This window comes from Klenkia taihuensis (assembly GCF_900112525.1).
GTDB lineage: Bacteria > Actinomycetota > Actinomycetes > Mycobacteriales > Geodermatophilaceae > Klenkia > Klenkia taihuensis.
The window spans coordinates 132,076-157,666 of sequence record NZ_FOMD01000001.1 but is presented as its reverse complement, the minus strand read 5'-3'; the positions used below and the strand labels follow the sequence as shown (position 1 = coordinate 157,666).

Sequence of the window (25,591 nt, the reverse complement as noted above, 5' to 3'; positions counted from 1 at the left end):
TTCATCTGGCTGAGGTAGAAAGCGCACCTCAGACCGCAGGACGACGAACCAGGAGTGGGTGCAGCGTGGCGACCGAGCACACGGAGATCGAGCGGAAGTTCGACGTCGAGGAGACGTTCGCGCTGCCCGACCTCGCGGGGGTGCCCGGGGTGGCCTCCGTCGGCGCCCCGGTGGTGCACGAGCTGGCGGCGACCTACTACGACACCGCCGACCTGCGGCTGGCCCGCGCGCGGATCACGCTGCGCCGCCGCACCGGCGGGCCGGACGACGGCTGGCACCTCAAGCTGCCGGCCGCCGCGGGGGCCCGCCGCGAGCTGCACTCGCCGCTGGGCCGGGCGCTCAAGGCACCGCCGCGCGCGGTGCTGCAGCCCGTCCTCGGCGTCGTCCGCCGCGCCCCGGCCGGCCAGGTCGCCACCCTCGCGACCCGGCGCACCGTCGTCCCGCTGCTGGCCGAGGACGGCCGGGTGCTCGCCGAGGTGGCCGACGACCAGGTCACCGGCACCGCGCTGCCGGCCGCCGCCGGCGAGGCCGCCGTCGTCACCACCTGGCGCGAGGTCGAGGTCGAGCTGGTGGACGGCGACGAGGAGCTGCTGGGCGCGGTCGGCGCCGAGCTGGTCGTCTCCGGCGCCCGCCCCTCGGCGTCGGCGGCGAAGCTGACCCGGGTGCTGGCCGACCGGCTCGCCGGCCCGCCGCCGGCCCCGGTCGCCGACGAGGCCGACGACGAGGACGACGCCGGCGACGACGAGCCGCCCGCGATCGAGGAGCCGCTGCCCACCGGCAAGAAGGCCCGCGCCAAGGAGGTCGCCCGCCGCGCGGAGGCCGCGAAGAAGGCCGCCAAGGAGGCCAAGAAGGCGAAGAAGGCCGCCGCGAAGGAGGCCGCGGAGGCCGCCCGGCTGGCGGCGGTCCCCAAGGCCGGCGAGGTCGTCGTCGCCGCGCTCGGCGGGCAGCTGGAGGCGCTGCAGCGGGCCGACCTCATGGTCCGCACCGGCGTCCCGGACGGCGTGCACCAGGTGCGCGTGGCCGCCCGCCGGATCCGCAGCGTCCTGGCCGCCTACCGCCCGGTGCTCGACCGCACCCGCACCGACGCCGTCCGCGACGAGCTGCAGTGGCTGGGCCAGGAGCTGTCGGGCACCCGCGACGCCGAGGTGTCCCTGGAGCACCTGCGCGAGCTGGTCGCCGCCCAGCCGCCGGAGTTCGTGCTGGGCCCGGTGGCCGCCCGGCTGCAGCAGGCCGAGACCCAGGGCGGGACCCAGGGCACCGACCACGCCGTCGCCACCCTCAGCCTCTCCCGCTACCTGAACCTGCTGGACACCCTGCACGCGCTGGTCGCGGCGCCGCCGCTGGGGGAACGGGCCACCGAGCCCGCCGCCGCCGTGCTCGCCGACGTCCTGCGGCACACCGTCAAGCGGCTGCGGAAGCTGGTCGACACCGCCGAGGACGCCGAGTTCGCCGAGGACGGGGACGCCCCGCACGGCGCGGCCGAGAGCCCCTACGAGCTGGCGCTGCACGAGGTGCGCAAGGCCGGCAAGCGGGTCCGCTACACCGCCGAGGTCGCCGCCCCGGTGCTGGACGCCGGGGGGAAGAAGAACGGCGCCGTGATGGGCGTGGTGGACGCGATGAAGCAGTTGCAGGACGTGCTGGGCGACCGGCAGGACACCGTGGTCACCCGCGAGCTGTGCCGCACCCAGGGCCTGGCCGCCTTCGCCGCCGGCGAGAACGCCTGGACCTACGGCCGGCTGCACGCCCTGGAGGAGATGCGCGCGGTGCAGGCCGAGCGCGACTTCTGGGCGCTGTGGCCGACGCTGGGCCCCGTGCTGAACGGGGTGACGCGCGGGAAGTGACACTGGCACCGTGATCGCCTTCGGTGCCGTCGTCTCCCTAGCGATGGTGCTGCTGCACGGGTTCCTCTGGTTCCGGCTCGTGCGCAGCACCACCCGCCCGGGGGTGCTCCGCCGGTGGCTGACCGTCGCGGTCGTCGTCCTGGCCGTCCTGGTCGTGGCGGCCGTGGTCGGCCGGCGGTCGCTGCCCTACGCGGTGCAGACGCCGCTGGACTGGGTCGGCTACACCTGGCTCGGGCTGGCGTTCTACCTGTTCCTGGCGCTGCTGGTGCTCGAGCCGGTGCGCTGGGTGCTCCGGGCCCGGCAGCGACGCGCCCCGGCCCCGGCACCGGAGCCCGCGCCCGAGCCGGCGGCGGCCGAGGACCCCGCGCCCGGGCCCGCGGACGTCTCGCGGCGGCTGTTCCTGGCACGGTCGCTGGCGGTCACCGCCGGCGTCGCGGCGGTGGGCACCGCCGGGTACGGGCTGTGGGCGGCGAACTCCGCGCCGCTGGTGCGGCGGGTGCCGATCCGGCTGGCGGGCCTGGCCCCGGAGCTGGCCGGCTACCGGATCGTCACCTTCTCCGACGGCCACCTGTCCGCGACCTACGGCGGACGCCGGTTCGAGCGGCTGGTGGAGACGGTCAACGCCCAGCAGCCCGACGTCGTCGCCGTCGTCGGCGACCTGGTCGACGGGTCGCTGGCCGAGCTGCGCGAGGAGGTCGCGCCGCTGGGCGACCTGGTCAGCCGGCAGGGCGCGTTCTTCGTGACCGGCAACCACGAGTACTTCGTGCCCGACACCGAGGAGTGGTTGCGCCACCTGCCCACCCTGGGCGTGGACGTGCTGCGCAACGAGCGGGTGGAGCTCGGCCGCGGCGGGGCGGTGTTCGACCTGGCCGGCATCGACGACCGGACGGCGGCGGCCTCCGGGCTGCCCGGCCACGGCGCCGACCTCGACGCCGCCCTCGACGGCCGCGACGACAGCCGGCCGGTGGTGCTGCTGGCCCACCAGCCGGTGCAGGTGGAGCAGGCCCGGGCGGCGGGGGTGGACCTGCAGCTGTCCGGGCACACCCACGGCGGGCAGCTGTGGCCCTTCGACTACGCCGTGCTGCTGGACCAGCCCGCGGTCGAGGGCCTGTCGCAGCAAGGCGACACGCAGCTCTACGTCACCGCCGGTGCGGGCTACTGGGGCCCGCCGATGCGGGTGGGCGCCCGCCCCGAGGTGACCGTGATCGAGCTGCAGCCGCTCTAGCTCAGATGGACCGGAGGGCGGTGAACGCCTCGTCGATCAGCTCGACGAGCGGCCGGGTCCCGCTGGTCCCGGCCCAGCGCAGGAACGCCGTCGTCGACGCGCTCAGGCAGGCCGACAGCACCACGACGTCGGCCGCGCCCTCGGAGGTGGCCAGGTCGACGCCGAGGACCTCGGCGAGCGCACCCGCCGACGCCCGCTCGCGCTCGTAGGCGCGGCGGCGCAGGGCCGGCTCGGCGCGCACCAGCTCCCAGCGACGGATCGACTCCGCGCGGGCGTGCTGCTCGATCTCGGCCACGATCGCGTGCAACCCGACGCGGATCCGCTCCGGCAGCGGCAGGTCGGCCGGCGTGCGGGAGAGGTGGCCGCTGATCCAGGCGAGGTCCTGGTCGGGGAGCACCACGTGCTCCTTGGTGCGGAAGTAGGCGTAGAAGGTGGGCACCGAGACGTCGGCCGCCTCGGCGATGTCGGCCACCGAGACCGCCTCGTAGCCGTGCTCGGCGATCAGCTCGTAGGCGGACTCGGTGAGCCGGCGGCGCGTGGCGTCGCGTTTCAGAGCTCGCCAGTCCTGTTGTGCCACCTGCGCATCGTCGCAGGTCGCGGGCCAGCGCGCGGCCGACAGGGCCGTCAGCGGGCCAGGTTCGGGGCGACGACGGCGGCCAGCAGCTCGGCGACGAGGGCGTCGGCGACCTCGGCCGGGTCGGCACCGGTCAGCCACCGGGCGACCAGCACGGCGCCGGCGGCCTCCAGGGCGAGCACCGGGAACGCGCCGGCGGGGACGTCGCCGCGCGTCTCCGCCCGGTCGACCACGGCCCAGACCGCGGCCGGCCAGTCGCCGACCGGTCCGGCGGGCAGGTCGGCCTGCAGCGGGGCGGCCGGCCCCAGCGCCGGCACCGTGCGCCGCCACGCCCGGGCGCGCGGCGAGGCCAGCGCACCGGCCAGGGCGTGCAGCAACGCCCCCGAGTCGGCGGTGAGCGCGCCGCCGTCCTCGGGGACCAGGTCGGGCTCGGTGCTGCCGAAGGCGTCACGGACGAGGTCGTCCTTGCTGCGCCAGCGCCGGTAGATGGTCGCCTTGCCGACGCCGGCCCGGCGGGCCACCTCGTCGAGGGCGCAGGCGTCGAGGCCGCCCTCGCACAGCAGCTCGAGCGCGGCGTCCAGGATCGCCACGTCCAGGGCCGGGTCCCTCGGTCGGCCGACCGGACGGGGGGCCGGTGGCGCGGTCCGGCTGGTCATGCCAGGGCCTCCTGCGACTCTGGAACAGGGTGTTCCGGAATGCTAGCTCCCCGAGATCCCGCCGGGGAGGGGGTCGCGCCGGGGTGCACTCGTCATGACGTCCGGACGTCTTGCGATCGAGTACCTTTCCGGTCGTGAGCGCGGACACCGGACCCAAGTACCTGGCCGTCCGCGAGCACCTGCGGCGCCGGGTGCTGGAGATGCCCGAGCACGCGCTCCTCCCGCCCGAGCCGGTGCTGTGCGCCGAGTACGGCGTCAGCCGGATCACCCTGCGCCGGGCCGTGGACGGACTGGTCGCCGACGGCCACCTGGTGCGCGAGCAGGGCCGGGGCACCTACGTCACCCGCCCCGGCATCCGGCACGAGTACCGCGAGAGCTTCGTGCACCGCATCGCCGGCTTCCACTCGGTGATGACCGAGCAGGGCGCCCAGGTCGGCACCACGGTGCTGGGCCAGCAGGTGCTCACCGCCCCGGCCGCGGTCGCCGCCGAGCTGCGGCTCGAGCCCGCCGACCAGGTCGTCGAGCTGGTCCGGCTGCGGTCGGTCGACGGGCTGCCCAACCACGTCGTGCGCTCGTTCCTCCCGGCCGAGGACTACCCCAAGGCGGCCACCGAGGACTTCGGGCACGGCTCGCTCTACGAGTTCCTGCGCCGCGAGTACGAGGCCGACCTCGCCCGGGCCCGGATCGTCGTCGACGTGGGCACCGCGGCCGCCGAGGAGGCCGAGGTGCTGCAGGTCGTGGCCGGGTCACCGCTGCTGGTGGTCCGCACGACCGTGTTCGACGGGTTCGGCAACCCGCTGGTGCACTCGTTCTCCCGGCTGCGCCCCGACGTCAGCCAGGTGGAGTTCGAGGTGTCGGTCGGCGGCCGCTGACCCGTGCCGCAGGTCGGCGTCCTACCGTCGTCGTCGTGACCACTGCCAGCGGCACCCGCCGGGTGCCCCAACGCCGGGAGGACGTCTGGCGCGCGCTGGCGGTCCTGCACCCCTACTGCGCGGTCTGCGACGTCTCCTACGTGGTGTCCGGCCCCGTCGGCACCGGGACGACGTTCGTCTGCGCGCCCGGTGAGCTCGCCGAGGGCGCGAGCCCCAGGGACGGCGCCCCGCGCGGCACGATCGTGGAGTGGCGGCCGGCCCGCGTGGTGGTCACGAAGCTGGAGCTGACCCCGGAGACCTGGACGACGCGGATCGAGCTGGCCGACGCCGGCAAGGGCGGCGCCGAGGGCACCGACGTCACGATCACCGTCACCCACGAGCCGGCCCGGGGGTCGCGGCTGGTCCGCCTCCTGCAGCGCAGCTCCCTGCAGCGGCTGGTCGAGCGCACGGTCGACGGCGAGCTGGCCAAGCTGCCCGCCCACCTGGAGCAGGCGCTCGCGGAGGGCTGACCAGCCGGGGAACCCTCCCCGCGCCCGGGCGTTGGTCTCGTGTGACCGCGCACGCACTGGAGTGGCAGCGGGCGGCGGCCGCCCTCATCCGGGCCATGCCCCGGCACCGGCTGGTCGGCAACGGCATGCAGGCCGCCGACGCCGACGAGCTGCACGCCCGCGTCAGCGCCGGATCGGCGTGGTCCGAGGTCGCCTCCCGGCTGGCCCGCCGGCACACCGCCGCGGCGATGGCGGCCATCGAGGCCGGTGACCGGGCGACCGCGCGCGACCGCTTCCTGCGCGCCGCGACGTGCTACAGCTTCGGCCAGGTGCCGCTGGAGGACGGCGCGGCCAAGCGGGTGCTCTACCGCGACCTGGTCGACGCCTTCGGCCGGGCCGGCGCCCTGCTGGACCCGCCGGCCGAGCACGTGCTCGTGCCGTGGCGGGGCCGCAGCCTGCGCGGCTGGCTATTGCGCCCGGCCGGCGTCGTCCGCCCGCCGGTGGTGGTGGTGCTCGGCGGCATCGACGCCTGGCGCGAGGAGTACGCCGCCGGCGCCGAGCTGGTCCGCGACCGGGGCGTGGCGCTGTTCCTGCTCGATGCGCCCGGGCAGGGCGAGACCCGGGTGCTCGGCGGCCTGCACCTGGACCGCGACGTCCGGCTGGCGCTGTCCGCGGCGGTCGACCACGTGCTGGCCGACCCCCGCCTGGGCGACCGGGTCGCGGTGTGGGGCAACAGCATGGGCGGCCACCTGGCCGCCCTGCTGGCCGCCCAGGACCCGCGGATCGCCGCCTGCGTGGTCACCGGCGGCACGGTGCGCCCGGCCGAGACGCACACCCGGTTCCCGCGGTTCCTGGCCAAGGTGCAGGCCATGCTGGGCCTGGACCCCGAGGCGTCCCGCACGCTGATGGACGACCTCGAGCTCGACGCCGCCACCCTCGCCGGGCTGACCTGCCCGCTGCTGGTGCAGCACGGCACCCGCGACGCGGTGTTCAAGGTGGCCAACGCCCGGCACCTGCACGACCTGGCCGCCTCGGCCGACCGCACCTGGCAGGAGTGGCCCGACGGCGACCACTGCGTCGACAACCACGCCGACGAGAAGTACCTGGCCGTGGCGCGCTGGCTGGCGCCCCGGCTCACCGGTCGCTGGTGACGGCCTCCCGGTAGTCGGGGTAGGTCGCCAGCACGTCCTCGATCTCCACGATGTCGGGGAAGTCGGGGACCTCCTGGTGCTTGCGCAGGAACACCACGGTGCGCTCGACCAGGTCGGCCTCGTCGCCGGCGTCGACCCCCAGCTCGGCCAGCGCCTCGGGCGTGAGCCGGAACCAGGTCTCCATCGTCTCCTCGCCGTCGGTGAGGCGGACGACGTACTGCCCGTCCCCCTGGGGCTCGATGTCGTAGTCCTCGTTCGCGGTGGGGCTGCTCATGCGTGGGCCCCTACCCGTGCCCGGCGGCGATGACTCAGACCGTGACCGACTCCCCAGGCGCGATGCGCGCGTACTCGCCGGGGACGCCGGGACCGTTCTCGCCGAGGAAGTTCGCCCCGACCATCAGCCCGGTCTCGTTCAGCAGCCCGTCGTGCACGGCGTAGGACCGCGACGGCTGCACCTCGCGCACGTAGTCGATCAGCTCACCGGTCTTCGACCACGGGGCGTGCAGCGGGAGCAGCAGGGTCTCGACGCCGCCCTCGGGGACGGTGAGCGCGTCGCCGGGGTGGAACACCCGGCCGTCGACCAGGAAGCCGACGTTGGCGATGCGCGGGATGTCGGGGTGGATGACCGCGTGCCACTCGCCCTGCACCGCGACGTCGAACCCGGCGGCGGTGAACGCGTCGCCGTGGCCCACGACGTGCACCCGCTGGCCGGCGTCCAGCTGCTCGGCGACCGAGCGGTTGGTCCACACCTCCAGCGCGGGGTCGGCGTCGAGGGCGCGCCTCGTGCGCTCGACGTCGAGGTGGTCGAAGTGCTCGTGGGTGATGAGCAGCGCGCCCGCGCCGTCCCAGGCGGACTCCTCGGTGAAGGCACCGGGGTCCAGGAGCAGGCGGCGGTCGCCGTCGGACAGGACGACGCAGGCGTGCCCGTGCTTGGTGAGCTGCATGGCCGCACCGTGCCACGGCATGCGGTCCGGCGCATGCGGTCCAGCGAACCCGCAGGTCACAGCCAGGTCCGGCCAGGTGGCGGACACGCCGTGGCGACCTGCGGGGCATCCCGCTTGACGGGCAGGAGCTGACCAACCCGGACGGGTGGTTTCGTGACCGGTGTCCCTGCGGGCGCCCTGCGCGGACGCCGACGGTGGGGTCATGAGCGAACTCGTCCTGACCCTCGCCGCCGCCCAGGGCCGCACCACCGGCATCTGGCACGCCGTGGAGCTGCACCGCAGCCCGTCCGAGCTGGACGGTGCCTGTGAGGTCGCGGTGTGCGGTGCCCTCGCCCGCGTGGACGTCGACCAGACCTGGGACGGCGCCGACGAGGACGCCTGCGAAGCCTGCGCCGACCTCCTCTACTGATCGAGCGCCCACCCCACCCCAACCACCCACCCCAACCACCCACCCACCCCAACCACCCACCCACCCCACCAGTCGGGCGTCGATGGACGCTGGTCGATCACTTCGGCGGCAGGATGATCGATGACCGTCCATCAACGGCGCGCTGCTGGGGCGGACGCGCGATCAACGTCGCCTTGCGGGCCCAGTGGGCCCGGGTGATCTCCTCCTGCGTCGCCGGCGGGTCGCGGTGGGCGCGGGCGTGGTCGATGCGGAGCGTCACCCACCCCCGCGCCAGCACGGCGCTGTCGCGGCGGCGATCCCGGGCCCAGTTGTCGGGGCTGCGGTGGTAGGCGGCCCCGTCGAGCTCGATGCCCAGCTGCACCTCCTCGATCACGGCGTCCAGGTGGACGGTCCCGATCGCGGTCTGCAGCGCGTACTGGAGCTGCACCGGCGGCAACCCGGGCACGTCCAGGAGCTCGGTGAGCCCCCAGATCTCGAACTCGCTCTGGCACCCCCGCGCGATCTGCTCGAGCAGGTGGCCGAGCGCCCGCCGCGCCGGCAGCCTGCTCCGCGCCGCCAGCTCCTCCTGCAGGTGGTCGACCGCCACCCGCTTCCTGCGGCAGGCGCCGATGACCGCGCCCCGGGCCACCTCGACCTCCCGCGGAGTGCCGCGACGGGCGTGTGCGTGTCCCCACGCGGTCAGCAGCGAGTCGACGTCCGCCGTGATCGGCAGACCCTGCGCCACCGGGCCGGACGGGGCCGGACCCACGTGCACCCGCAGCCAGTCCGGCCGCGCGACGGCCACGTGCCGCGCCGGTCCCACCGCGACGTGCACCAGCGGGCCGGGGTCGGCCACCAGGTCGGACAGGTACAGCGCACTGCGCCCGCAGAGCCGACCGCCGGTCCAGAGGGTGGCGGCCGCGGCACGGGTGCGCCACGTCCCCGCCCGCGACGGCAGGACCAGGACGCCGGGGAGCGGCCGGAGCAGACGCCCGTGGCGGACCCACCGGGTCACGCTGGCCGGCCCGACCACCTCGACCACGTCCGCGCTGCGCCGGGCACCGTCCGCACCGAGCAGCTCCACCAGATCGATCGCCACGCCCGCAGCGTGCGGCGGCCGGCGATCAGCGGTGGCCGGCGAGGAGATCTGTGGACGAGGACCCACGATGTGGACGCCCGCCGACCCCACCTGCTACGCGCCCGCGGCTGCCCCTGCGGTGAACCGTCGATCGACGCCTGTCGACCACTCGGGCCGGCGAATGATCGATCAGCGTCGATCGACGCCCGCCACGGGGGTGGGGGGTGGGGTGGAGGAGGCGGGGGGTCAGTTGCCCTGGAAGTCGGGCTTGCGCTTGCTCAGGAAGGCCTCGACGGCTTCCTGGTGGTCGTGGGTGTGGCCGAGGGCGCTCTGCAGCTCGGCCTCCTTCGCCAGGGTGGTCTCCAGGGAGTCGGTCGCCGCGGTGGCCAGGACCTCCTTGACCGCGCGGAAGGCGGCGGTGGGGCCGGCGGCCAGCTGCGCGGCCAGCGCCTGCGCGGTGGCCAGCACCTCCTCGGCCGGCACGACCCGGTGCACCATGCCCCACTCCGCGGCCTGCTCGGCGGTGAACGGGGCCGGCAGCAGCAGCAGCTCGGCGGCGCGCGAACCGCCCACGCAGTGCACCAGCCGGGAGGCCAGCGCGGAGTCGCTGCCCAGCCCGACGCCGACGAACGCGGTGGTGAACTTCGCCCCCGCCGCGGCCACCCGCAGGTCGCCGGCCAGCGCCAGGCCCAGCCCGGCCCCCGCGCACGCACCGTTCACCGCGACCACGACCGGCACCCGCAGCGCGGCCAGCGCCAGCACCATCGGGTTGTACTCGGCCGGGACGACGTCCAGCGCCGGCCGGCCCTCGCGCAGCTCCTCCACGTGCTGGGCCAGGTCCTGGCCGACGCAGAACGCCTTGCCGGTGCCGGTGAGCACGACGGCCCGCACGGAGGCGTCGTCGGCCAGCGCCCGCAGGTGCTCGGTCAGCGACCGGCGGATGTCGTGGGTCAGCCCCGGGGCGGGCAGGGTCAGGGTCGCCACGGCCCCGTCGTCGGCACGCTGGACGGACATCGTCGTCTCCTCAGCTGTAGTCGTGGAACCCGCGGCCGGTCTTCCGGCCCAGGTCACCGGCGGCCACCTTGTCACGCAGCAGCTGCGGCGGGGCGAAGCGGTCGCCCAGCTCCCCGGCCAGGTACTCGGCGATCGCCAGCCGCACGTCCAGGCCCACCAGGTCGGTGGAGCGCAGCGGGCCCATCGGGTGCCGGTAGCCCAGCTCCATGGCGGTGTCGATGGCCTCGGCGTCGGCCACGCCCTCCTCGAGCATCCGGATCGCCTCCAGGCCGAGCAGCACGCCCAGCCGCGACGAGGCGAACCCGGGGGAGTCGCGGACGACGATGCCGGTCTTGCCCAGCGCATCGGCCCAGCCCAGCGCGGTCGCGACGACGTCGTCGGCGGTGTCGGCGGCCCGCACGACCTCGACCAGCCTGGACGCCGGCACCGGGTTGAAGAAGTGCATCCCGACGAACCGCTGCGGGCGCTGGAGGGCCGCGGCCAGTTCCGTCACCGACAGCGAGCTGGTGTTGGTCGCCAGCACCGCGTCGGGGCCGATCGCGCGCTCGGCCGCCGTCAGCACCTCGACCTTGAGCGCGGGCACCTCCGGCACCGCCTCGACCACGAGCTCGCAGTCACCGGGCAGCTCGGCGGGGGTGTCGACCATGGTCAGCCGGGCGGCGGCGTCCTCGACGGACCCGGACAGCTTGCCGCGGCGGGCGGCCTCCCCGAGCCCGGCCACGATGCGCTCCTGCGCGGCAGCAGCTGCCTCGTCGCCGGCCTCCACCACGTGCACGGTGGCCCCGGTGCCCAGCAGCACCTGGGCGATCCCGCCACCCATCCGGCCGCCGCCGACGACCCCGACGGTGCGTGCCATCAGACCCGCTCCACCAGCATCGAGACGCCCTGGCCGACGCCGACGCACAGCGTGGCCAGGCCGCGGCGGCCGCCCTCGCGCTCCAGCCGGCCGACCAGGGTGACCAGGATGCGGGCGCCGGAGCAGCCCAGCGGGTGGCCCAGGGCGATGGCGCCGCCGTCGGCGTTGGTGATCTCCTCGTCGATGCCCAGCCGGCGCAGCACGCCGAGGGACTGGGCGGCGAAGGCCTCGTTGAGCTCCACGGCGTCCAGGTCGCCGACCGACCAGCCGGCCTTGGCCAGCGCCTTCTCCGTGGCCGGCACCGGCCCCAGGCCCATCACGTTCGGCGCGACCCCGGCCGAGGCGGAGACCACGACGCGGGCGCGGGGCGTCAGCCCGTGGCGCTCGACGGCCTCGGCGGAGGCCAGCACCAGCGCCGCGGCGCCGTCGGACAGCGGCGAGCTGTTGCCGGCGGTGACGATGCCGTTCTTCCGGAACACCGGCTTGAGCGTGGCCAGCGACTCGATCGAGGACCCCGGGCGCGGGCCCTCGTCGCGGGTGACCGTGACGGTCTCCTTCTTGCCGGCGACCTCGACCGGCACGAGCTCGGCGTCGAACCGGCCGGCCTCCTGGGCGGCGACGGCGCGGGTGTGGCTGCGCACGGCGAAGGCGTCGCACTCGTCCCGGGTCAGCCCGTCGAGTGCGGCGATCTCCTCGGCGGTCTCGCCCATCGACAGGGTGATCTTGCGGGTGCGCGGGTCCTCGGGGTGCTCGACGCCGCGGTCGTGGGCGGCGAAGGTGGGGTTGGTGAACCGCCAGCCCAGCGAGGTGTCCACGACCTCGCCGGGGCGGGCCCACGGGGTGCCGGGCTTGGCCATCACCCACGGCGCGCGGGTCATCGACTCCACGCCGCCGGCGATCGCCAGGTCGAGCTCCCCGGCGCGGATCGCGGCGGCGGCCGAGGCGGTGGCGGTCAGCCCGGAGGCGCACAGCCGGTTGGTGGTGAACCCGGGGACGGTGTCGGGCAGCCCGGCCAGCAGCACCGCCATCCGGGCGACGTCCCGGTTGTCCTCCCCGGCCTGGTTGGCCGCGCCGAGCACGACCTCCTCCACGGCGTCGGCCGGGGCGCCGGAGCGGCGCAGCGCCTCCCCGACCACCAGCGCGGCCAGGTCGTCGGGCCGCACCCCGGCCAGCGCGCCGCCGTACCTGCCCTGCGGTGTGCGGACGCCGTCGACCAGGAACACCTCATTACCGACCATCCGGTCAGGAAAGCGGACGGCGGGCGCCCGGGCAAGTCCCCGTTCCCGTCCAGTGGTCGCCCAGCGTTCATTTGACTCGTTCAAGATTAGGGGGCAGGGTGGGGACGTGCCGACGACGCCGGAGCTGGAGCAGGCCCTGCGGGGCGCCGCGCTCCGGGTGACCCGGCCGCGGCTCGCCGTCCTGGCGGCACTGCGCGGGCACGCGCACGCCACCACCGACGAGGTGCTCGGGCTGGTGCGCGAGCAGCACCCGGAGGTCTCCCACCAGGCCGTCTACGACGTGCTGCGCGCCCTGACCGCCACCGGCCTGGTCCGTCGCATCGAGCCGCAGGGCTCGGTCTCGCGGTACGAGCTGCGCGTCGGGGACAACCACCACCACCTCGTCTGCCGCTCCTGCGGCGTCATCGCCGACGTCGACTGCTCGGTCGGCGCGGCTCCCTGTCTGGCCCCGTACGAGGACCACGGCTTCGTCGTCGACGAGGCCGAGGTCATCTACTGGGGTCTCTGCCGCGCGTGCGCGGCACCCACCGTCCTGCCCACCCTCGAGAACCCAGCAGAGAGAGGCACGCGATGAGCGAGCACGACACCACCGGGGTCGACAAGACCCAGGACAAGGCGCAGACCGCCAGCACCAGCGAGAGCGAGAACCCGGCGATCAAGTCGCCGGAGCCGGTGCACGGCGGGCGTCCCCGCACCGAGCAGGACTGGTGGCCCAACCAGGTCGACCTGCGCGTGCTCGACCGCTCCACCCCCGAGGCCGACCCCTACGGCCCCGACTTCGACTACGCCGCCGAGTTCGCGAAGCTCGACGTCGAGCAGCTCAAGCGCGACGTCGTCGAGGTCATGCACACCTCGCAGGACTGGTGGCCGGCCGACTGGGGCCACTACGGCCCGCTGTTCATCCGCATGTCCTGGCACGCCGCCGGCACCTACCGCAGCGCCGACGGCCGCGGCGGCGGCGGCGAGGGCGGGCAGCGCTTCGCCCCGCTCAACAGCTGGCCCGACAACGCCAACCTGGACAAGGCCCGCCGCCTGCTGCTCCCGATCAAGCAGAAGTACGGCCGCAAGATCTCCTGGGCCGACCTGCTCGTGCTCGCCGGCAACGTCGCGCACGACGACATGGGCCTGAAGACCTTCGGGTTCGCCTTCGGCCGCAAGGACCAGTGGAAGCCCAGCGAGGTCTTCTGGGGCCCCGAGGACACCTGGCTCGGCGACGAGCGCTACGCCGACGCCGACAGCCCGCTCGACCTCGACGAGGGCCACCTGGCCGCGGTCACCATGGGCCTGATCTACGTCAACCCCGAGGGCCCCCAGGGCAGGCCCGACCCGGTCGCCTCCGCGCACGACATCCGGGTCACCTTCAGCCGCATGGGCATGAACGACGAGGAGACCGTCGCCCTCATCGCCGGTGGGCACACCTTCGGCAAGACCCACGGCGCCGGCAACCCCGAGCTGGTCGGCCCCGAGCCGAACGGCTGCCCGGTGCACGGCAACGGCCTGGGCTGGAAGAACGAGTTCGGCACCGGCAAGGGCGCCGACACCATCACCAGCGGTCTCGAGGGTGCCTGGACCCCCACGCCCACGAAGTGGGACAACACCTACTTCGAGATGCTGTTCTCCTACGACTGGGAGCTGGGCGAGAGCCCGGCCGGTGCCAAGCAGTGGGGCCCGAGCAACCCCGAGGCGCAGGAGCTCGTCCCCGACGCGCACATCGAGGGCAAGAAGAACCCGCCGATGATGGCCACCACCGACATGGCCCTCGTCCGCGACCCCGGCTTCCGCGAGATCTCGGAGCGGTTCTACAAGGACCCGGAGTACTTCGCCGACGCCTACGCCCGCGCCTGGTTCAAGCTGCTGCACCGCGACATGGGCCCGGTCTCCCGCTACCTGGGCCCCGACGTCCCCTCCGAGGAGCTCGTCTGGCAGGACCCGGTCCCGGCCGTCGACCACGAGCTCGTGGGCGACGCCGAGGTCGCCGACCTGAAGCAGCGGCTGCTGGCCAGTGGCCCGTCGGTGTCCCAGCTGGTGCACCTGGCCTGGTCGGCGGCGGCGTCCTACCGCGACACCGACAAGCGCGGTGGCGCCAACGGCGGGCGCATCCGGCTCGAGCCGCAGCGCGGCTGGGCGGCCAACGCCGGTGTCGACGAGGTCATCCCGGCGATCGAGCAGGTCAAGGCCGACTTCGAGGCCGAGACCGGCAAGCGCGTCTCCTTCGCCGACCTGGTGGTGCTCGCCGGCACCGCCGCGGTGGAGAAGGCCGCCGCCGACGCCGGCGTCCCGGTGACCGTGGGCTTCACCCCCGGCCGCACCGACGCCACCCAGGAGCAGACCGACCCGGACAACTTCGCGTGGCTCGAGCCCAAGGCCGACGGCTTCCGCAGCTACCTGCTGCCGGGCAGCAAGCTGCAGCCCGAGCAGCTGCTGGTGGACAAGGCCTTCACCCTGGGCCTGACCGCCAAGGAGATGACCGTGCTGGTCGGCGGCCTGCGGGTGCTGGGCGCCAACACCGGCGGCGTGCAGCACGGCGTGTTCACCGACCGGGTGGGCGTGCTGAGCCAGGACTTCTTCCGGACGATCCTGGACCTCGGCATCCAGTGGCGGACCTCGCGCGACACCGAGGACGTCTACGAGGGCGTGGCCGCCGACGGCTCCGTGGCGCGCACCGCCACCGCCGCCGACCTGGTGTTCAACTCCAACGCCATCCTGCGCGGGATCGTCGAGGTCTACTCCTCCGACGACGCGGCCGAGCAGTTCGTCCAGGACTTCGCGAAGGCCTGGACGAAGGTCATGGACAACGACCGGTTCGAGGTCAAGGCCTGATCTGAGCGCACAGGGGCCTCAGGGGTTCTCAGCTCGCTGGGAACTTCCTGGGGCCCCTGGTCGTACCGGCGGCAGCGGTTCTAAGGTATGCCTGCCCTCAGCTCCTGCTGGGGGCTTCCGTCTGTCCGGAGGCTGCCGTGGGTGCGCTGTTCTTCCCCAGCTACCTGATCGGCCTGCGCGAGGGCCTGGAGATGGTCCTCGTCGTCAGCGTGCTGGTCGCCTACCTGGTCAAGACCGGACGTCGTCGGCACCTGGCGCCCGTGTGGGCCGGGGTCGGCGCCGCCGTCGTGCTGTCCGTCGGGTTCGGCGCGGTGCTGTCCTACGTCTCCTCCACCGTGCTCGGCGGGCCGGGCCAGGAGCTCTTCGACGCCATCACCTCGGTGGTCGCGGTCGCCCTGGTCACCTGGATGATCTTCTGGCTGCGGCGCACCGCCCGCCGGCTGTCCGGCGAGCTGCGCGGTCGGCTCGACGACGCCGTGGGCCTGGGTCTGGGTGCCGTGGTCGGCATCGCGTTCGCCTCCGTGGTCCGCGAGGGCCTGGAGACCACGCTGCTGTTCTTCGCCTCCGCCCAGGGCGCGGTGAGCGCCACCCCGCTGGTGGGCCTGCTCGCCGGGCTGGCCAGCGCCGTCGTCCTCGGCGTGCTGCTCTACCTGGGCGCCGTCCGCATCGACCTGTCGCGCTTCTTCACCGTCAGCGGCGTGCTGCTGGTCTTCGTCGCCGCCGGGATCTTCAAGTACGGCATCCACGACTTCCAGGAGGCCGGCGTCCTCCCCGGCCTGACCACCTACGCCTACGACGCCTCGTCCTGGCTGCAGCCCGGCAGCTGGTGGGGCGCGGTCCTGGACGGCGTCCTCCACGTCTCGGCCCAGCCGTCGGTGCTCGAGGTGGTGGCCTACCTGGCCTACCTCGTACCGGTGCTGGTGCTCTTCCTCCTCCCCGGCCGCCCGGCCCGGACCACCCCCACCCCGAAGACCACGGAGCACGTCGATGCGCACGCGTAGGACCCCCCTCGTCGCGGCCGGGGCCGCCGCCCTCACCCTGCTGGCCGCCTGCGGCGGCGGCTCGGGCTCCGGTGCGGACGCCGCCGGCGACGCCTCCGACGAGATCGCCGTCACCGCGTCGGACTCCACCTGCGAGGTCGGCACCAGCGAGCTGGCGGCCGGCACCCACCAGTTCACGGTGACCAACACCGGCTCCTCCGTCACCGAGTTCTACGTCTACGCCGAGGGCGACCGGATCATGGGCGAGGTCGAGAACATCGCCCCCGGCGTGGCCCGCTCGCTGCTGGTCGAGCTGCCGGCGGGGGAGTACCAGACCGCCTGCAAGCCCGGCATGACCGGCGACGGCATCCGCAACGCGCTCACCGTGACCGGCGAGTCCGAGCAGCTCTCCGACGACGAGCAGCTGCAGGCCGCCGTCGCCGACTACACCCGCTACGTGGGCAGCCAGGTCACCGCCCTGCAGGAGCAGACCCAGGCCTTCGTCGCCGCGGTCGAGGCGGGGGACGTCGCCGGCGCGCAGGCGCTCTACCCGGTCGCGCGCACCTACTGGGAGCGGATCGAGCCGGTGGCGGAGAGCTTCGGCGACCTCGACCCGCGGGTCGACGCCCGGGAGAACGACGTCGCCGAGGGCGAGACGTGGACCGGCTTCCACGTGCTCGAGCGCGACCTGTGGGTCACCGGGGACCTCTCGCAGTCCGGCCCCGTCGCCGACCAGCTGGTGGCCGACATCGACGAGCTGGCCACCCGGGTCCAGGACCTGCAGCTGCAGCCCCTCGACCTGGCCAACGGCGCGCTGGCCCTGCTCGACGAGATCGCCAGCGGCAAGGTCACCGGCGAGGAGGAGCGCTACTCCCACACCGACCTGTGGGACTTCCAGGCCAACCTGGACGGCTCGCAGGCCGCCGTGCAGTCGCTGCGCCCGGCCATCGCCGAGGCCGACCCCGACCTGGCCGCCGCGCTGGACAGCGCCTTCGCCGCCACCCAGGCCGAGCTCGCCCAGTACGCCAGCGGGGACGGGTTCGTGCTCTACACCGCGCTGACCCCCGAGCAGGTCCGGGGCCTGTCGGACTCGCTGAACGCCCTCGCCGCGCAGGTCAGCCAGGTGCCGGCCGTCGTCGCCGGCTGATGGGGGGGATCCGGGCGCAGGGCGGGGCACGCAGGGGACAGTGGGTGCCGTGAAGCTCTCCCGCCGCGACTTCTTCGGGGCCGCCGGCGTCGGGGCGGCGGGTGTCGTCGCCCTGGGCGCCGGGGGCGTCGCCAGCAGCCGGGCCGCCGCGCCCGCCGACCAGGGGACGACGACGGTCTCCGACGCCGTGGAGTTCCACGGCGCCCACCAGGCCGGCATCACCACCCCGGCGCAGGACCGGCTCCACTTCGTCGCCTTCGACGTCATCACCGACGACCGGGCCGCGCTGGTGCGGATGCTGCAGCAGTGGACGCAGGCCGCCCGCCGGATGACCCGCGGGCAGGACGCCGGCCCGGTCGGCGCGGTCGCCGGTGGCGACTACGCCCCGCCGGACGACACCGGCGAGGCGATGGGGCTGCCCCCGGCGGGGCTCACGCTGACCATCGGCTTCGGGCCCACGCTGTTCACCGCCGCCGACGGGACCGACCGGTTCGGCATCGCCGACCGCCGCCCGGCCGCGCTGGTGGGGCTGCCGGCCTTCCCCGGCGACGAGCTCGACCCGGCCACCAGCGACGGCGACCTGTGCATCCAGGCCTGCGCGAACGACCCCCAGGTCGCGGTGCACGCGGTGCGCAACCTGGCCCGGATCGGCCAGGGCCTGGTCGGCGTCCGCTGGTCGCAGCTGGGCTTCGGCCGCACGTCCTCGACCACCTCGGACCAGGCCACCCCGCGCAACCTGTTCGGGTTCAAGGACGGCACCGACAACCTCAAGGCCGAGCAGACCGCCACCCTGGACCGCTTCGTCTGGGTCGACGACCCGGGTTCCTGGATGGACGGCGGGTCCTACCTGGTCAGCCGCCGGATCCGGATGCTGGTCGAGGTGTGGGACCGGCAGGGCCTGCGCGACCAGGAGCAGACCATCGGCCGCACCAAGGGCAGCGGCGCCCCGCTGGGCCAGCGGGCCGAGTTCGACCCGGTCGACCTGTCCGCGCTGCCGGCCACCTCCCACGTCTCGCTGGCCCACCCGACGAACGCGGGGACGGCGATCCTGCGGCGCGGCTACAGCTTCGTGGACGGCTCCGACGGCCTCGGCCGGCTGGACGCCGGGCTGTTCTTCCTCTGCTACCAGTCCGACCCGGCCACCGGGTTCGTGCAGGTGCAGCGCAACCTGCGCACGGACAAGCTGAACGAGTACGTGCAGCACACCTCGTCGGCGCTGTTCGCCTGCCCGCCGGGCCTGGCCGGCGAGGACGACTGGTGGGGCTCGGGCCTGTTCGGGTGAGCGACCCCGCCCGGGAGGGGGCAGCATGGTCCGGGTGTCGCAGCCCCGGGTCCTCGCCGACCGCTACGAGCTGCGCTCGCTGATCGCCACCGGGGGCATGGGCCAGGTCTGGCGGGCGCACGACCAGCGGCTGTCCCGGCCCGTCGCGGTCAAGGTGCTGCGCAGCGAGTACGCCGGTGACCCGGAGTTCCTGGCCCGGTTCCGCGCCGAGGCCCGGCACGCCGCGCTGCTGGGCCACCGCAACGTCACCGCCGTCTACGACTACGGCGAGACCGACGCCGACGGCGGCGAGCACCTGGCCTGGCTGGTCATGGAGCTGGTGCCCGGGGACTCCCTCGCCGCGGTCCGCCGCCGGATGGGCGCGCTGCCCCCGGAGCAGGTGCTCGAGGTGGTGGCCCAGGCCGGCGCCGGGCTGGGTGCCGCGCACGAGGCCGGCATCGTGCACCGCGACGTCAAGCCCGGGAACCTGCTGCTGCGCCCCGACGGCTCGGTCGCCGTCACCGACTTCGGCATCGCCTGGTCCGCGGAGAGCGTCGCGCTGACCCGCACCGGCCAGGTCATCGGCACCGCGCACTACCTCTCGCCCGAGCAGGCCCGCGGACGCCCCGCGACACCGGCCAGCGACGTCTACGCCCTCGGCATGGTCGCCTACGAGCTGCTGGCCGGACGGCGGGCCTTCGACGGCGAGAGCTCGGTCGCGGTCGCCCTGCAGCAGCTGCACGACGAGCCCGACCCGCTGCCCGACGAGGTGCCCGCCCCCGTGCGCGACCTGGTCGCCGCGATGCTGGTCAAGGACGCCGCCCACCGGCTGGCCGACGGCGACGCGGTGGTCGCCGCGGCCGACCGCGCCCGCCGCGAGCTGGGCGCCGAGGACGAGCCCACCGAGCTGCTCACCCTGGTCCCGCCGCCCGCGGTGACCGCGCTGCTGTCGCCCGAGCTCGACCCCGGCACGGCCACCACCGCCCCGCCGGGCCCCCGGCGGCACGTCCGGCGGCGGATGCTGGTCGCCGCGGTGGCGACGGCGCTGCTGCTCGTCGGCGGGGCCACCGCGCTGCTGGTCGGGCTGGGCGGCGGCAGCAGCCCCGCCGAGGCCGGTGCCACCCCGACCTCCACCTCGGCCACCCCCGACCCGATCACCCTCGACGCCGCCGACTACACCGGCCGGCCGGTCGAGGAGGTGGTCGCCGAGCTCACCGCGCTGGGCCTGTCGGTGACCACCGAGGAGGTCGCCGGGGACGGCTCCACCGCCGGCCTGGTCACCGGTGTCGACCCGGCCGGCACCCCGCTGCAGCCCGGCACGTCGGTGACGGTCTCCTACGGCTCACCGGCACCGGCCACCACCGAGCCGACCACCGAGGCGCCGGTGACCTTGCAGCCGCCGGCGACGGTCGTCACCACGCAGGCGCCCGCGCCCGCACCGGAGCCGACGGCGGCACCCACGACCGAGGCGGCCCCCGCCCCGGGCAACGGTGGCGGCCCGGGGAACGGTGGTGGCCCGGGGAACGGTGGTGGACCCGGCAACGGCGGCCCGGGCAGCGGCGGGGGTCCGGGCAACGGCGGCCCGGGGAACGGGAACGGCGGCGGGCCGGGCGGCGACGGCCCCGGGCGGGGCAACGCGAAGCCCTGAGCCGTCGCACACGCGCCTGACCTGGGTTTCTGGGGCATCCGCGCCCCGGCTGCCAGGATGGGGTGCGTGCACGAGCTGGAGACCCGCGTCCTGGGCGACCGCTACGAGCTCCGCTCCGTCATCGCCACCGGCGGCATGGGCCGGGTCTGGCGGGCGCTGGACCTGCGGCTGCGCCGACCCGTCGCGGTCAAGCTGCTGCGGGGCGAGTTCGCCGGCGACGCCGAGTTCATCGCGCGCTTCCGGGCCGAGGCCCGGCACGCCGCGCTGCTGCGCGACGAGCACGTCGCGGCGGTCTACGACTACGGCGAGACCGGGGCGGACGGCGAGCAGCTGGCCTGGCTGGTCATGGAGCTGGTCGAGGGCGAGCCGCTGTCGGCGCTGCGCAGGCGGGAGGGCGCGCTGGACGCCGACCGCGTCGTCGACCTGCTGCGCCAGGCCGCGTCCGGTCTGGCCGCCGCGCACGCCGCCGGGGTCGTGCACCGCGACGTCAAGCCCGGCAACCTGCTGGTCCGGCCCGACGGCAGCCTGACCATCACCGACTTCGGCATCGCCTGGTCGGCGGCCAGCGTCTCGCTGACCGGCACCGGCGAGGTCATCGGCACCGCGCACTACCTCTCGCCCGAGCAGGCGCAGGGCCGGCAGGCCACCGCGGCCAGCGACGTCTACGGCCTGGGCATGGTCGGCTACGAGCTGCTGACCGGCCGCCGGGCCTTCCCCGGGGACAGCCCGGTCGCCGTCGTGGTGCAGCAGATCCACGAGGAGCCCGAGCCGCTGCCCGACACCGTCCCGGCGGGCGTGCGGCAGCTGCTGGCCGCGATGCTGACCAAGGACCCGGCGCAGCGGCTGGCCGACGGCGCCGCGGTGCTGGCCGCCGTCGAGCGGCTGGTCGAGCGCGGCCTGGGCCCGGCCACCGAGAAGCTGCCCCCGGCGCGGCACCGGCGGGCGGCCGCGCCCCGGGCCGGTCGCCGACGGCGGGTGCTGCTGGGCACCGGCGCCGCGGCGGGCCTGGCCGGCGTGCTCGCCGCCGGCGCGCTGCTGCTGGGCGGCACGGAGGGCACCCCCGCCGCCGAGGCCGCCCCGGCCACCGGCTCCGCCGCCGTCCCGACCCCCGTGCCGTCCGCGCCGGCCGACCCGGCGGCCCCCGCCGGCAGCGGGGCGGGCTGGTCCGCGCCGCCCCCGGTGCCGCAGCTGGGCGCGGCCACCGGCACCGGGCTCGGCCAGGCGGTGCCCACCACCCCGGCGCCCACCACCACGGCGGCGCCCAGCAGCACCGGCACCGGCGGCGGCGACGAGGACGGCGAGGACGACGACCGCGGTGGCGGCCGCGGCGACGGGCGCGGCGACGGGCGGGGCGGCGGGTTGGGGGACCTGGTCCCCGGCTGGCCGTTCCCCGGCCGCGGCGACTGAGGGCTCAGGAGCCCCGTCGGCGCAGCCACACCCCGCCGGCGAGGAGCGCGGTGGCCAGGGTCAGCACGAACCCGCGGTCGCTGGCCCCGCCACCGGGGAACACCACGACCAGCAGCCAGAACAGCGCCAGCGCACCGGCGCCGGCCGCACCCACCTGCCAGGCCTGGCCGCGGCTGAGCCCGCCGCGCCTGGGCGCGTGCGGCACCAGGGCCACCAGCGCGGCGAGCACCGCGAACACCGACCAGGCCGGCACCGCCGACCACACGGTGGTGCCCGCGGGGGACAGCGACAGGCCCACCACCAGCAGCACCAGACCGACCACGCCGAGGACGGCGGCGGTCAGCGCGGCGCGGTCGGCGGAGCTGCGCGGGCGGGCCGCCACGCGGGGGCCGGTGGAGACCTCCGGGCCGGGCAGCGGCGGGGGCACCGGCGCCGGACCGGCCATCGGGCCGGTGGGCTGCGGCGGGTACGCCGGGTCGTAGGCCGGCTCGGTGGCGTGGCCGGGGGAGGCCGGGTCGTACGGCGGCTCGGCGCGGGCCCCGGACTGCTCGGGACGGGGCTCCGGACGGGACGGCGGGTACGGCGGCTGGCTCACGCGGGCCACCGTAACGGCGCCTAGTGTCGGCCGCGTGGGAGCACGCGCGGGCATCGTCGTCACCGGCACCGAGGTCCTGACCGGCCGGGTCACCGACCGGAACGGGCCGTGGCTGGCCGAGGAGCTGCGCCGCCTTGGGGTCGACGTCGGCTCGGTGGTGGTGGTCGGCGACCGGCCCGAGGACCTGCGCGCGGCGCTGGCCTTCCTCGCCGCGAGCACCGACCTGGTCATCACCTCCGGCGGGCTCGGCCCCACCGCCGACGACCTGACCGCCGAGGTGGTCGGCGACTTCTGCGGCCGCCCGTCGTCGGTGGACGAGGAGCTGGCCGCCCGGATCGGCGCGGTCGTGGCGCGGCTGATGTCCCGCCGGGGCTGGCGGGTCGACCCGGCCGCCACCGAGGCGGGCACCCGCAAGCAGGCCCGGGTGCCCGCGGGCGCGGTGGTGCTGGAGCCGGTCGGCACCGCGCCCGGCCTCGTCGTCCCCCCGGCGTCCGGCGACGGCCCGCCGGTCGTCGTCCTCCCCGGGCCGCCCAGCGAGCTGCAGGGCATGTGGCCCGCCGCGCTCGAGGCCGCACCGGTGCGCGTGGTGCTGGAGCGGGCGCAGGAGCTGCGGCAGGACACCCTCCGGCTGTGGGGCACCCCGGAGTCCGAGCTGGCCGCCACGCTGCGCCGGGTGGACGACCAGCTCGGGGGGCTGGAGATCACCACGTGCCTGCGGGACGGCGAGCTGGAGATCGTCACCCGGTACGCCCCCGGTGCGGCCGGGGCGTACGCCCGGCTGGTCGACGCGGTGCGCGGCGACTACGCCGCGACCCTGTTCAGCGAGGGCCCCGAGGTCGACGCCCTGGTCGCCGGCGCGCTGGCCGACCGCGGGCTCACGGTGGCCACCGCGGAGTCCTGCACCGGCGGCCAGCTCGTCGCCCGGCTCATCGACCGGCCGGGTGCCTCGGCGTGGGTGCCGGGCGGGGTGGTGTCCTACGCCAACAGCGCCAAGGAGCAGCTGCTCGGGGTCCGCGCCGACACGCTGGCCACGGTCGGCGCGGTCAGCCCCGAGGTGGCCCGGCAGCTGGCCGACGGCGCCCGCGACCGCTTCGGCGCCGACGTCGGCATCGGCGTCACCGGCATCGCCGGGCCCGGCGGGGGCAGCCCGGACAAGCCGGTGGGCACCGTGCACCTGTGCGCGGTCGGGCCCGACGGCGCGGTCACCCGCTCCCTCGTCGTCCCCGGGGACCGGGCGGCCTTCCGCAAGCGCACCGTCACCGTCGGCATGCACCTGCTCCGGGCGCTGCTGCTCGGCGGCCCTCCGGCATGATCAGGTTCCACGTGGAACCGCGATGGGCAGGAGGCCCGGCATGAGCTCGCTGCGCCTGCACGCCACCGGCGCCGTCCACCCCGACGAGGCCTGGGACCGCTACCTGCACCCGGCGAAGTGGTCGGACTGGTCGCCGCAGATCCGCGGCGTGGAGACCGACGCCGTCCGCATCGACCCGGGCGTCACCGGCCGGGTGGTGGGTCCGCTCGGTCTGCGTGCCCCGTTCGTCGTCGACGCCGTCGACGACGCGGCGCGGGAGTGGACCTGGTCGGTCGACATCGGCCCGGGCACCCTCGTGCTGGTGCACTGGGTGCGCCCCGGGCCGGAGGGCGGGACGACGACCGGGCTCAAGGTGTCCGGCCCGTTCCTGCCCGTCGTCGGCTACGTGCCGCTGGCCGCCTTCGCGCTGCAGCGGCTGGTCCGTCCCTGACGGGTCGTACGGTCGCGGGGTGAACGCCACCCACACGGTGACCAACCAGGTGCCCCCGCTGGTCGGGCACGACCCGGTCGCCGGTGACACCGCGCTGCGGGAGGCCTGCCTGCGGCACGCCGACGCGCTGACCCTGGACTCCCTGGAGGAGCTGGGCGCGCTGGCCGGCAGCGAGCAGGCCGCCGAGTGGGGCCGGCTGGCGAACGAGGTCCCGCCGCGGCTGCGCACCCACGACCGCACCGGCCACCGCATCGACGAGGTCGAGTTCCACCCGGCCTGGCACGAGCTGATGACCGCCGCCTTCGCGCACGGGCTGGGCGGCACCCCGTGGGCGCTGGCGGCGGCGGACGACGCGCACGCCCACGTCCGGCGGGCGGTCGGCTACCTCGGCTGGACGCAGGTGGAGGCCGGGCACGGCTGCCCGGTGACGATGACCTACGCCGTCGTGCCCGCGCTGCGCCGGGCGCCGGAGCTGGCGGTGGTGTTCGAACCCGGCCTGACCTCCACGACCTACCAGTTCGGCCTCGCCGACCCCCGCACCAAGGCGGGCCTGGTCGCCGGCATGGGCATGACCGAGAAGCAGGGCGGCTCCGACGTGCGGGCCGGCACCACCCGGGCCACCGCGCGGATCGACGGCACGTACCACCTGACCGGGCACAAGTGGTTCACCTCGGCGCCGATGAGCGACCTGTTCCTGGTGCTCGCGCAGACCGAGGAGGGTGTCTCCTGCTTCCTGGTGCCGCGGATGCTGCCCGACGGCGAGCGCAACGTCTTCCGGCTGCAGCGGCTCAAGGACAAGCTCGGCGACCGGTCCAACGCCTCCTCCGAGGTCGAGTTCGACCGCACCGTCGGCTGGCTGGTCGGCGAGCCCGGCCGCGGGGTGCCCGCGATCCTGGACATGGTCACCACCACCCGGCTGGACTGCGTGCTGGGCTCGGCGGCCACCGTGCGGGCCGCGCTCACCCAGGCGCTGCACCACGCGCGGCACCGCTCCGCGTTCGGCGCGCTGCTGGTCGACCAGCCGCTGATGCGCAACGTGCTGGCCGACGTCGCGGTGGAGAGCGAGGCGGCCACCGCGCTGGCGATCCGGCTGGCCGCCGCGCAGGACGCCGGGGAGTCCGACTTCCTGCGGCTGGCCGGCGCCGCGGCGAAGTTCCACGTCTGCAAGCGCACCCCCGCCGTCGTCGCCGAGGCCCTCGAGGTGCTCGGTGGCAACGGCTACGTCGAGGAGTCGGTGCTGCCCCGGCTCTACCGGCAGTCGCCGCTGAACTCGATCTGGGAGGGCAGCGGCAACGTCATCGCCCTGGACGTGCTGCGGGCGATGGCGCGCGACAGCGCGTCGGTGGCCGCGGTGCTCGCCGAGGTGGAGGCCGCGGCCGGCGCCGACGACCGGTTCGACGCCGCGGTCGCCCGGCTGCGCGCCGAGCTCGCCGACCCCGAGGACCTGCCCTTCCGCGCCCGCCGCGTCGCCTCGCTGCTCGCGCTGTGCCTGCAGGGGTCGCTGCTGCTGCAGCACGCCCCCGGCGCCGTCGCCGACGCCTTCTGCGCCACCCGGCTGGCCGGCGACTGGGGCAGCGTGCTCGGCACCCTGCCGGCCGGGACGGCGGCCGTGGAGATCGTCGAGCGGGCGGTGGTCGCCCCCGCCTGAGGGTGGGAACCTGGGCGG

At 75.6% G+C, this 25,591-nt stretch carries 25 protein-coding genes; 16 read left to right on the top strand and 9 right to left on the bottom strand.

Going from position 1 to position 25,591, the window contains the following annotated elements; genetic code table 11:
• The first annotated feature begins 65 nt into the window (after nucleotides 1–65).
• A complete protein-coding gene (locus BM158_RS00760) occupies nucleotides 66–1,841 on the top strand; it encodes a CYTH and CHAD domain-containing protein (protein ID WP_091553494.1) in 1,776 nt (591 codons plus the stop codon).
• A gap of 10 nt (nucleotides 1,842–1,851) precedes the next feature.
• On the top strand, nucleotides 1,852–3,066 hold the full coding sequence (locus tag BM158_RS00755) for a metallophosphoesterase (RefSeq protein WP_229827544.1): 1,215 nt from the start codon (nucleotides 1,852–1,854) through the stop codon (nucleotides 3,064–3,066).
• Between the two features lies 1 nt (nucleotide 3,067).
• Here BM158_RS00755 and BM158_RS00750 read toward each other — a convergent pair whose 3' ends face one another.
• Entirely contained in the window at nucleotides 3,068–3,643 is a 576-nt protein-coding gene (locus BM158_RS00750) for a TetR/AcrR family transcriptional regulator (RefSeq protein WP_165628796.1), read from the bottom strand.
• Between the two features lie 47 nt (nucleotides 3,644–3,690).
• On the bottom strand, nucleotides 3,691–4,296 hold the full coding sequence (locus tag BM158_RS21245) for a helix-turn-helix domain-containing protein (protein ID WP_109504810.1): 606 nt from the start codon (nucleotides 4,294–4,296) through the stop codon (nucleotides 3,691–3,693).
• A 134-nt stretch (nucleotides 4,297–4,430) separates the two neighbouring features.
• Here BM158_RS21245 and BM158_RS00740 point away from each other — a divergent pair, with 134 nt between their 5' ends.
• From BM158_RS00740 to BM158_RS00730, 3 genes are read left to right on the top strand one after another with little or no spacing between them, the layout of a single operon-like run.
• Nucleotides 4,431–5,168 carry a GntR family transcriptional regulator gene (locus tag BM158_RS00740; RefSeq protein WP_229827545.1) on the top strand — a complete coding sequence of 246 codons (738 nt, stop codon included), beginning with the start codon at nucleotides 4,431–4,433 and terminating at the stop codon, nucleotides 5,166–5,168.
• Between the two features lie 35 nt (nucleotides 5,169–5,203).
• On the top strand, nucleotides 5,204–5,677 hold the full coding sequence (locus BM158_RS00735) for a polyketide cyclase (protein WP_091553487.1): 474 nt from the start codon (nucleotides 5,204–5,206) through the stop codon (nucleotides 5,675–5,677).
• A 41-nt stretch (nucleotides 5,678–5,718) separates the two neighbouring features.
• On the top strand, nucleotides 5,719–6,807 hold the full coding sequence (locus tag BM158_RS00730) for an alpha/beta hydrolase family protein (protein ID WP_091553483.1): 1,089 nt from the start codon (nucleotides 5,719–5,721) through the stop codon (nucleotides 6,805–6,807).
• Here BM158_RS00730 and BM158_RS00725 read toward each other — a convergent pair.
• On the bottom strand, nucleotides 6,791–7,081 hold the full coding sequence (locus BM158_RS00725; protein ID WP_091553480.1) for a hypothetical protein: 291 nt from the start codon (nucleotides 7,079–7,081) through the stop codon (nucleotides 6,791–6,793). The genes BM158_RS00730 and BM158_RS00725 overlap by 17 nt on opposite strands.
• A gap of 34 nt (nucleotides 7,082–7,115) precedes the next feature.
• Nucleotides 7,116–7,751 carry an MBL fold metallo-hydrolase gene (locus BM158_RS00720; protein ID WP_091556071.1) on the bottom strand — a complete coding sequence of 212 codons (636 nt, stop codon included), beginning with the start codon at nucleotides 7,749–7,751 and terminating at the stop codon, nucleotides 7,116–7,118.
• Nucleotides 7,752–7,953: 202 nt separating this feature from the next.
• On the opposite strand from BM158_RS00720, the gene BM158_RS21440 reads away from it, so the two are divergent.
• Nucleotides 7,954–8,160, top strand: coding sequence for a hypothetical protein (locus BM158_RS21440; protein ID WP_091556069.1), 207 nt, complete (start codon nucleotides 7,954–7,956; stop codon nucleotides 8,158–8,160).
• Between the two features lie 97 nt (nucleotides 8,161–8,257).
• Here BM158_RS21440 and BM158_RS00710 read toward each other — a convergent pair whose 3' ends face one another.
• The 4 genes from BM158_RS00710 to BM158_RS00695 all read right to left on the bottom strand — a co-directional run bounded on the left by BM158_RS00710 (nucleotide 8,258) and on the right by BM158_RS00695 (nucleotide 12,325).
• The gene (locus BM158_RS00710) at nucleotides 8,258–9,238 is read right to left on the bottom strand and encodes a DUF559 domain-containing protein (protein ID WP_165628795.1); all 981 of its coding nucleotides are present in this window, start codon (nucleotides 9,236–9,238) and stop codon (nucleotides 8,258–8,260) included.
• A 225-nt stretch (nucleotides 9,239–9,463) separates the two neighbouring features.
• Nucleotides 9,464–10,231 carry an enoyl-CoA hydratase-related protein gene (locus BM158_RS00705; protein WP_091553473.1) on the bottom strand — a complete coding sequence of 256 codons (768 nt, stop codon included), beginning with the start codon at nucleotides 10,229–10,231 and terminating at the stop codon, nucleotides 9,464–9,466.
• Between the two features lie 10 nt (nucleotides 10,232–10,241).
• Nucleotides 10,242–11,087, bottom strand: coding sequence for a 3-hydroxyacyl-CoA dehydrogenase family protein (locus BM158_RS00700; protein WP_091553467.1), 846 nt, complete (start codon nucleotides 11,085–11,087; stop codon nucleotides 10,242–10,244).
• The gene (locus BM158_RS00695) at nucleotides 11,087–12,325 is read right to left on the bottom strand and encodes a thiolase family protein (protein WP_091553463.1); all 1,239 of its coding nucleotides are present in this window, start codon (nucleotides 12,323–12,325) and stop codon (nucleotides 11,087–11,089) included. The genes BM158_RS00700 and BM158_RS00695 overlap by 1 nt, the downstream gene beginning before the upstream one ends.
• A 106-nt stretch (nucleotides 12,326–12,431) precedes the next feature.
• On the opposite strand from BM158_RS00695, the gene BM158_RS00690 reads away from it, so the two are divergent.
• The 7 genes from BM158_RS00690 to BM158_RS00660 all read left to right on the top strand — a co-directional run bounded on the left by BM158_RS00690 (nucleotide 12,432) and on the right by BM158_RS00660 (nucleotide 21,588).
• Entirely contained in the window at nucleotides 12,432–12,899 is a 468-nt protein-coding gene (locus tag BM158_RS00690; RefSeq protein WP_091553459.1) for a Fur family transcriptional regulator, read from the top strand.
• Complete coding sequence (gene katG, locus BM158_RS00685) at nucleotides 12,896–15,145, top strand: catalase/peroxidase HPI (RefSeq protein ID WP_091553455.1); 2,250 nt, start codon at nucleotides 12,896–12,898, stop codon at nucleotides 15,143–15,145. The genes BM158_RS00690 and katG overlap by 4 nt, the downstream gene beginning before the upstream one ends.
• A gap of 137 nt (nucleotides 15,146–15,282) precedes the next feature.
• On the top strand, nucleotides 15,283–16,146 hold the full coding sequence (efeU, locus tag BM158_RS00680; RefSeq protein WP_091553452.1) for an iron uptake transporter permease EfeU: 864 nt from the start codon (nucleotides 15,283–15,285) through the stop codon (nucleotides 16,144–16,146).
• On the top strand, nucleotides 16,133–17,272 hold the full coding sequence (efeO, locus tag BM158_RS00675; RefSeq protein ID WP_091553449.1) for an iron uptake system protein EfeO: 1,140 nt from the start codon (nucleotides 16,133–16,135) through the stop codon (nucleotides 17,270–17,272). The genes efeU and efeO overlap by 14 nt, the downstream gene beginning before the upstream one ends.
• A 49-nt stretch (nucleotides 17,273–17,321) precedes the next feature.
• Complete coding sequence (efeB, locus tag BM158_RS00670; RefSeq protein WP_229827546.1) at nucleotides 17,322–18,554, top strand: iron uptake transporter deferrochelatase/peroxidase subunit; 1,233 nt, start codon at nucleotides 17,322–17,324, stop codon at nucleotides 18,552–18,554.
• 25 nt (nucleotides 18,555–18,579) lie between these two features.
• A complete protein-coding gene (locus BM158_RS00665) occupies nucleotides 18,580–20,181 on the top strand; it encodes a protein kinase domain-containing protein (protein ID WP_091553442.1) in 1,602 nt (533 codons plus the stop codon).
• 66 nt (nucleotides 20,182–20,247) lie between these two features.
• A complete protein-coding gene (locus tag BM158_RS00660; protein ID WP_229827547.1) occupies nucleotides 20,248–21,588 on the top strand; it encodes a serine/threonine-protein kinase in 1,341 nt (446 codons plus the stop codon).
• 4 nt (nucleotides 21,589–21,592) lie between these two features.
• On the opposite strand, the gene BM158_RS00655 is transcribed toward BM158_RS00660, so the two are convergent.
• Nucleotides 21,593–22,183: a hypothetical protein gene (locus BM158_RS00655; RefSeq protein ID WP_091553435.1), complete on the bottom strand. Its 591-nt coding sequence runs from the start codon at nucleotides 22,181–22,183 to the stop codon at nucleotides 21,593–21,595.
• Nucleotides 22,184–22,217: 34 nt separating this feature from the next.
• On the opposite strand from BM158_RS00655, the gene BM158_RS00650 reads away from it, so the two are divergent.
• The 3 genes from BM158_RS00650 to BM158_RS00640 are packed head-to-tail and all read left to right on the top strand — an operon-like array spanning nucleotide 22,218 to nucleotide 25,573.
• Nucleotides 22,218–23,495 (top strand): competence/damage-inducible protein A, encoded by a 1,278-nt coding sequence (locus BM158_RS00650; RefSeq protein WP_091553433.1) that lies wholly within the window; start codon nucleotides 22,218–22,220, stop codon nucleotides 23,493–23,495.
• 40 nt (nucleotides 23,496–23,535) lie between these two features.
• A complete protein-coding gene (locus tag BM158_RS00645) occupies nucleotides 23,536–23,925 on the top strand; it encodes an SRPBCC family protein (protein WP_091553429.1) in 390 nt (129 codons plus the stop codon).
• 19 nt (nucleotides 23,926–23,944) lie between these two features.
• The gene (locus BM158_RS00640; RefSeq protein ID WP_091553426.1) at nucleotides 23,945–25,573 is read left to right on the top strand and encodes an acyl-CoA dehydrogenase family protein; all 1,629 of its coding nucleotides are present in this window, start codon (nucleotides 23,945–23,947) and stop codon (nucleotides 25,571–25,573) included.
• Nucleotides 25,574–25,591: the final 18 nt, after the last annotated feature.

Excerpts from the sequence above, each read along its gene's own strand:
- BM158_RS21245 (WP_109504810.1), bottom strand. The coding sequence starts at position 4,296 with ATGACCAGCCGGACCGCGCCACCGGCCCCCCGTCCGGTCGGCCGACCG.
- BM158_RS00725 (WP_091553480.1), bottom strand. The coding sequence starts at position 7,081 with ATGAGCAGCCCCACCGCGAACGAGGACTACGACATCGAGCCCCAGGGG.
- BM158_RS00720 (WP_091556071.1), bottom strand. The coding sequence starts at position 7,751 with ATGCAGCTCACCAAGCACGGGCACGCCTGCGTCGTCCTGTCCGACGGC.
- BM158_RS21440 (WP_091556069.1), top strand. The coding sequence starts at position 7,954 with ATGAGCGAACTCGTCCTGACCCTCGCCGCCGCCCAGGGCCGCACCACC.
- BM158_RS00705 (WP_091553473.1), bottom strand. The coding sequence starts at position 10,231 with ATGTCCGTCCAGCGTGCCGACGACGGGGCCGTGGCGACCCTGACCCTG.
- BM158_RS00700 (WP_091553467.1), bottom strand. The coding sequence starts at position 11,087 with ATGGCACGCACCGTCGGGGTCGTCGGCGGCGGCCGGATGGGTGGCGGG.
- BM158_RS00695 (WP_091553463.1), bottom strand. The coding sequence starts at position 12,325 with ATGGTCGGTAATGAGGTGTTCCTGGTCGACGGCGTCCGCACACCGCAG.
- katG (WP_091553455.1), top strand. The coding sequence starts at position 12,896 with ATGAGCGAGCACGACACCACCGGGGTCGACAAGACCCAGGACAAGGCG.
- efeO (WP_091553449.1), top strand. The coding sequence starts at position 16,133 with ATGCGCACGCGTAGGACCCCCCTCGTCGCGGCCGGGGCCGCCGCCCTC.
- BM158_RS00665 (WP_091553442.1), top strand. The coding sequence starts at position 18,580 with ATGGTCCGGGTGTCGCAGCCCCGGGTCCTCGCCGACCGCTACGAGCTG.
- BM158_RS00645 (WP_091553429.1), top strand. The coding sequence starts at position 23,536 with ATGAGCTCGCTGCGCCTGCACGCCACCGGCGCCGTCCACCCCGACGAG.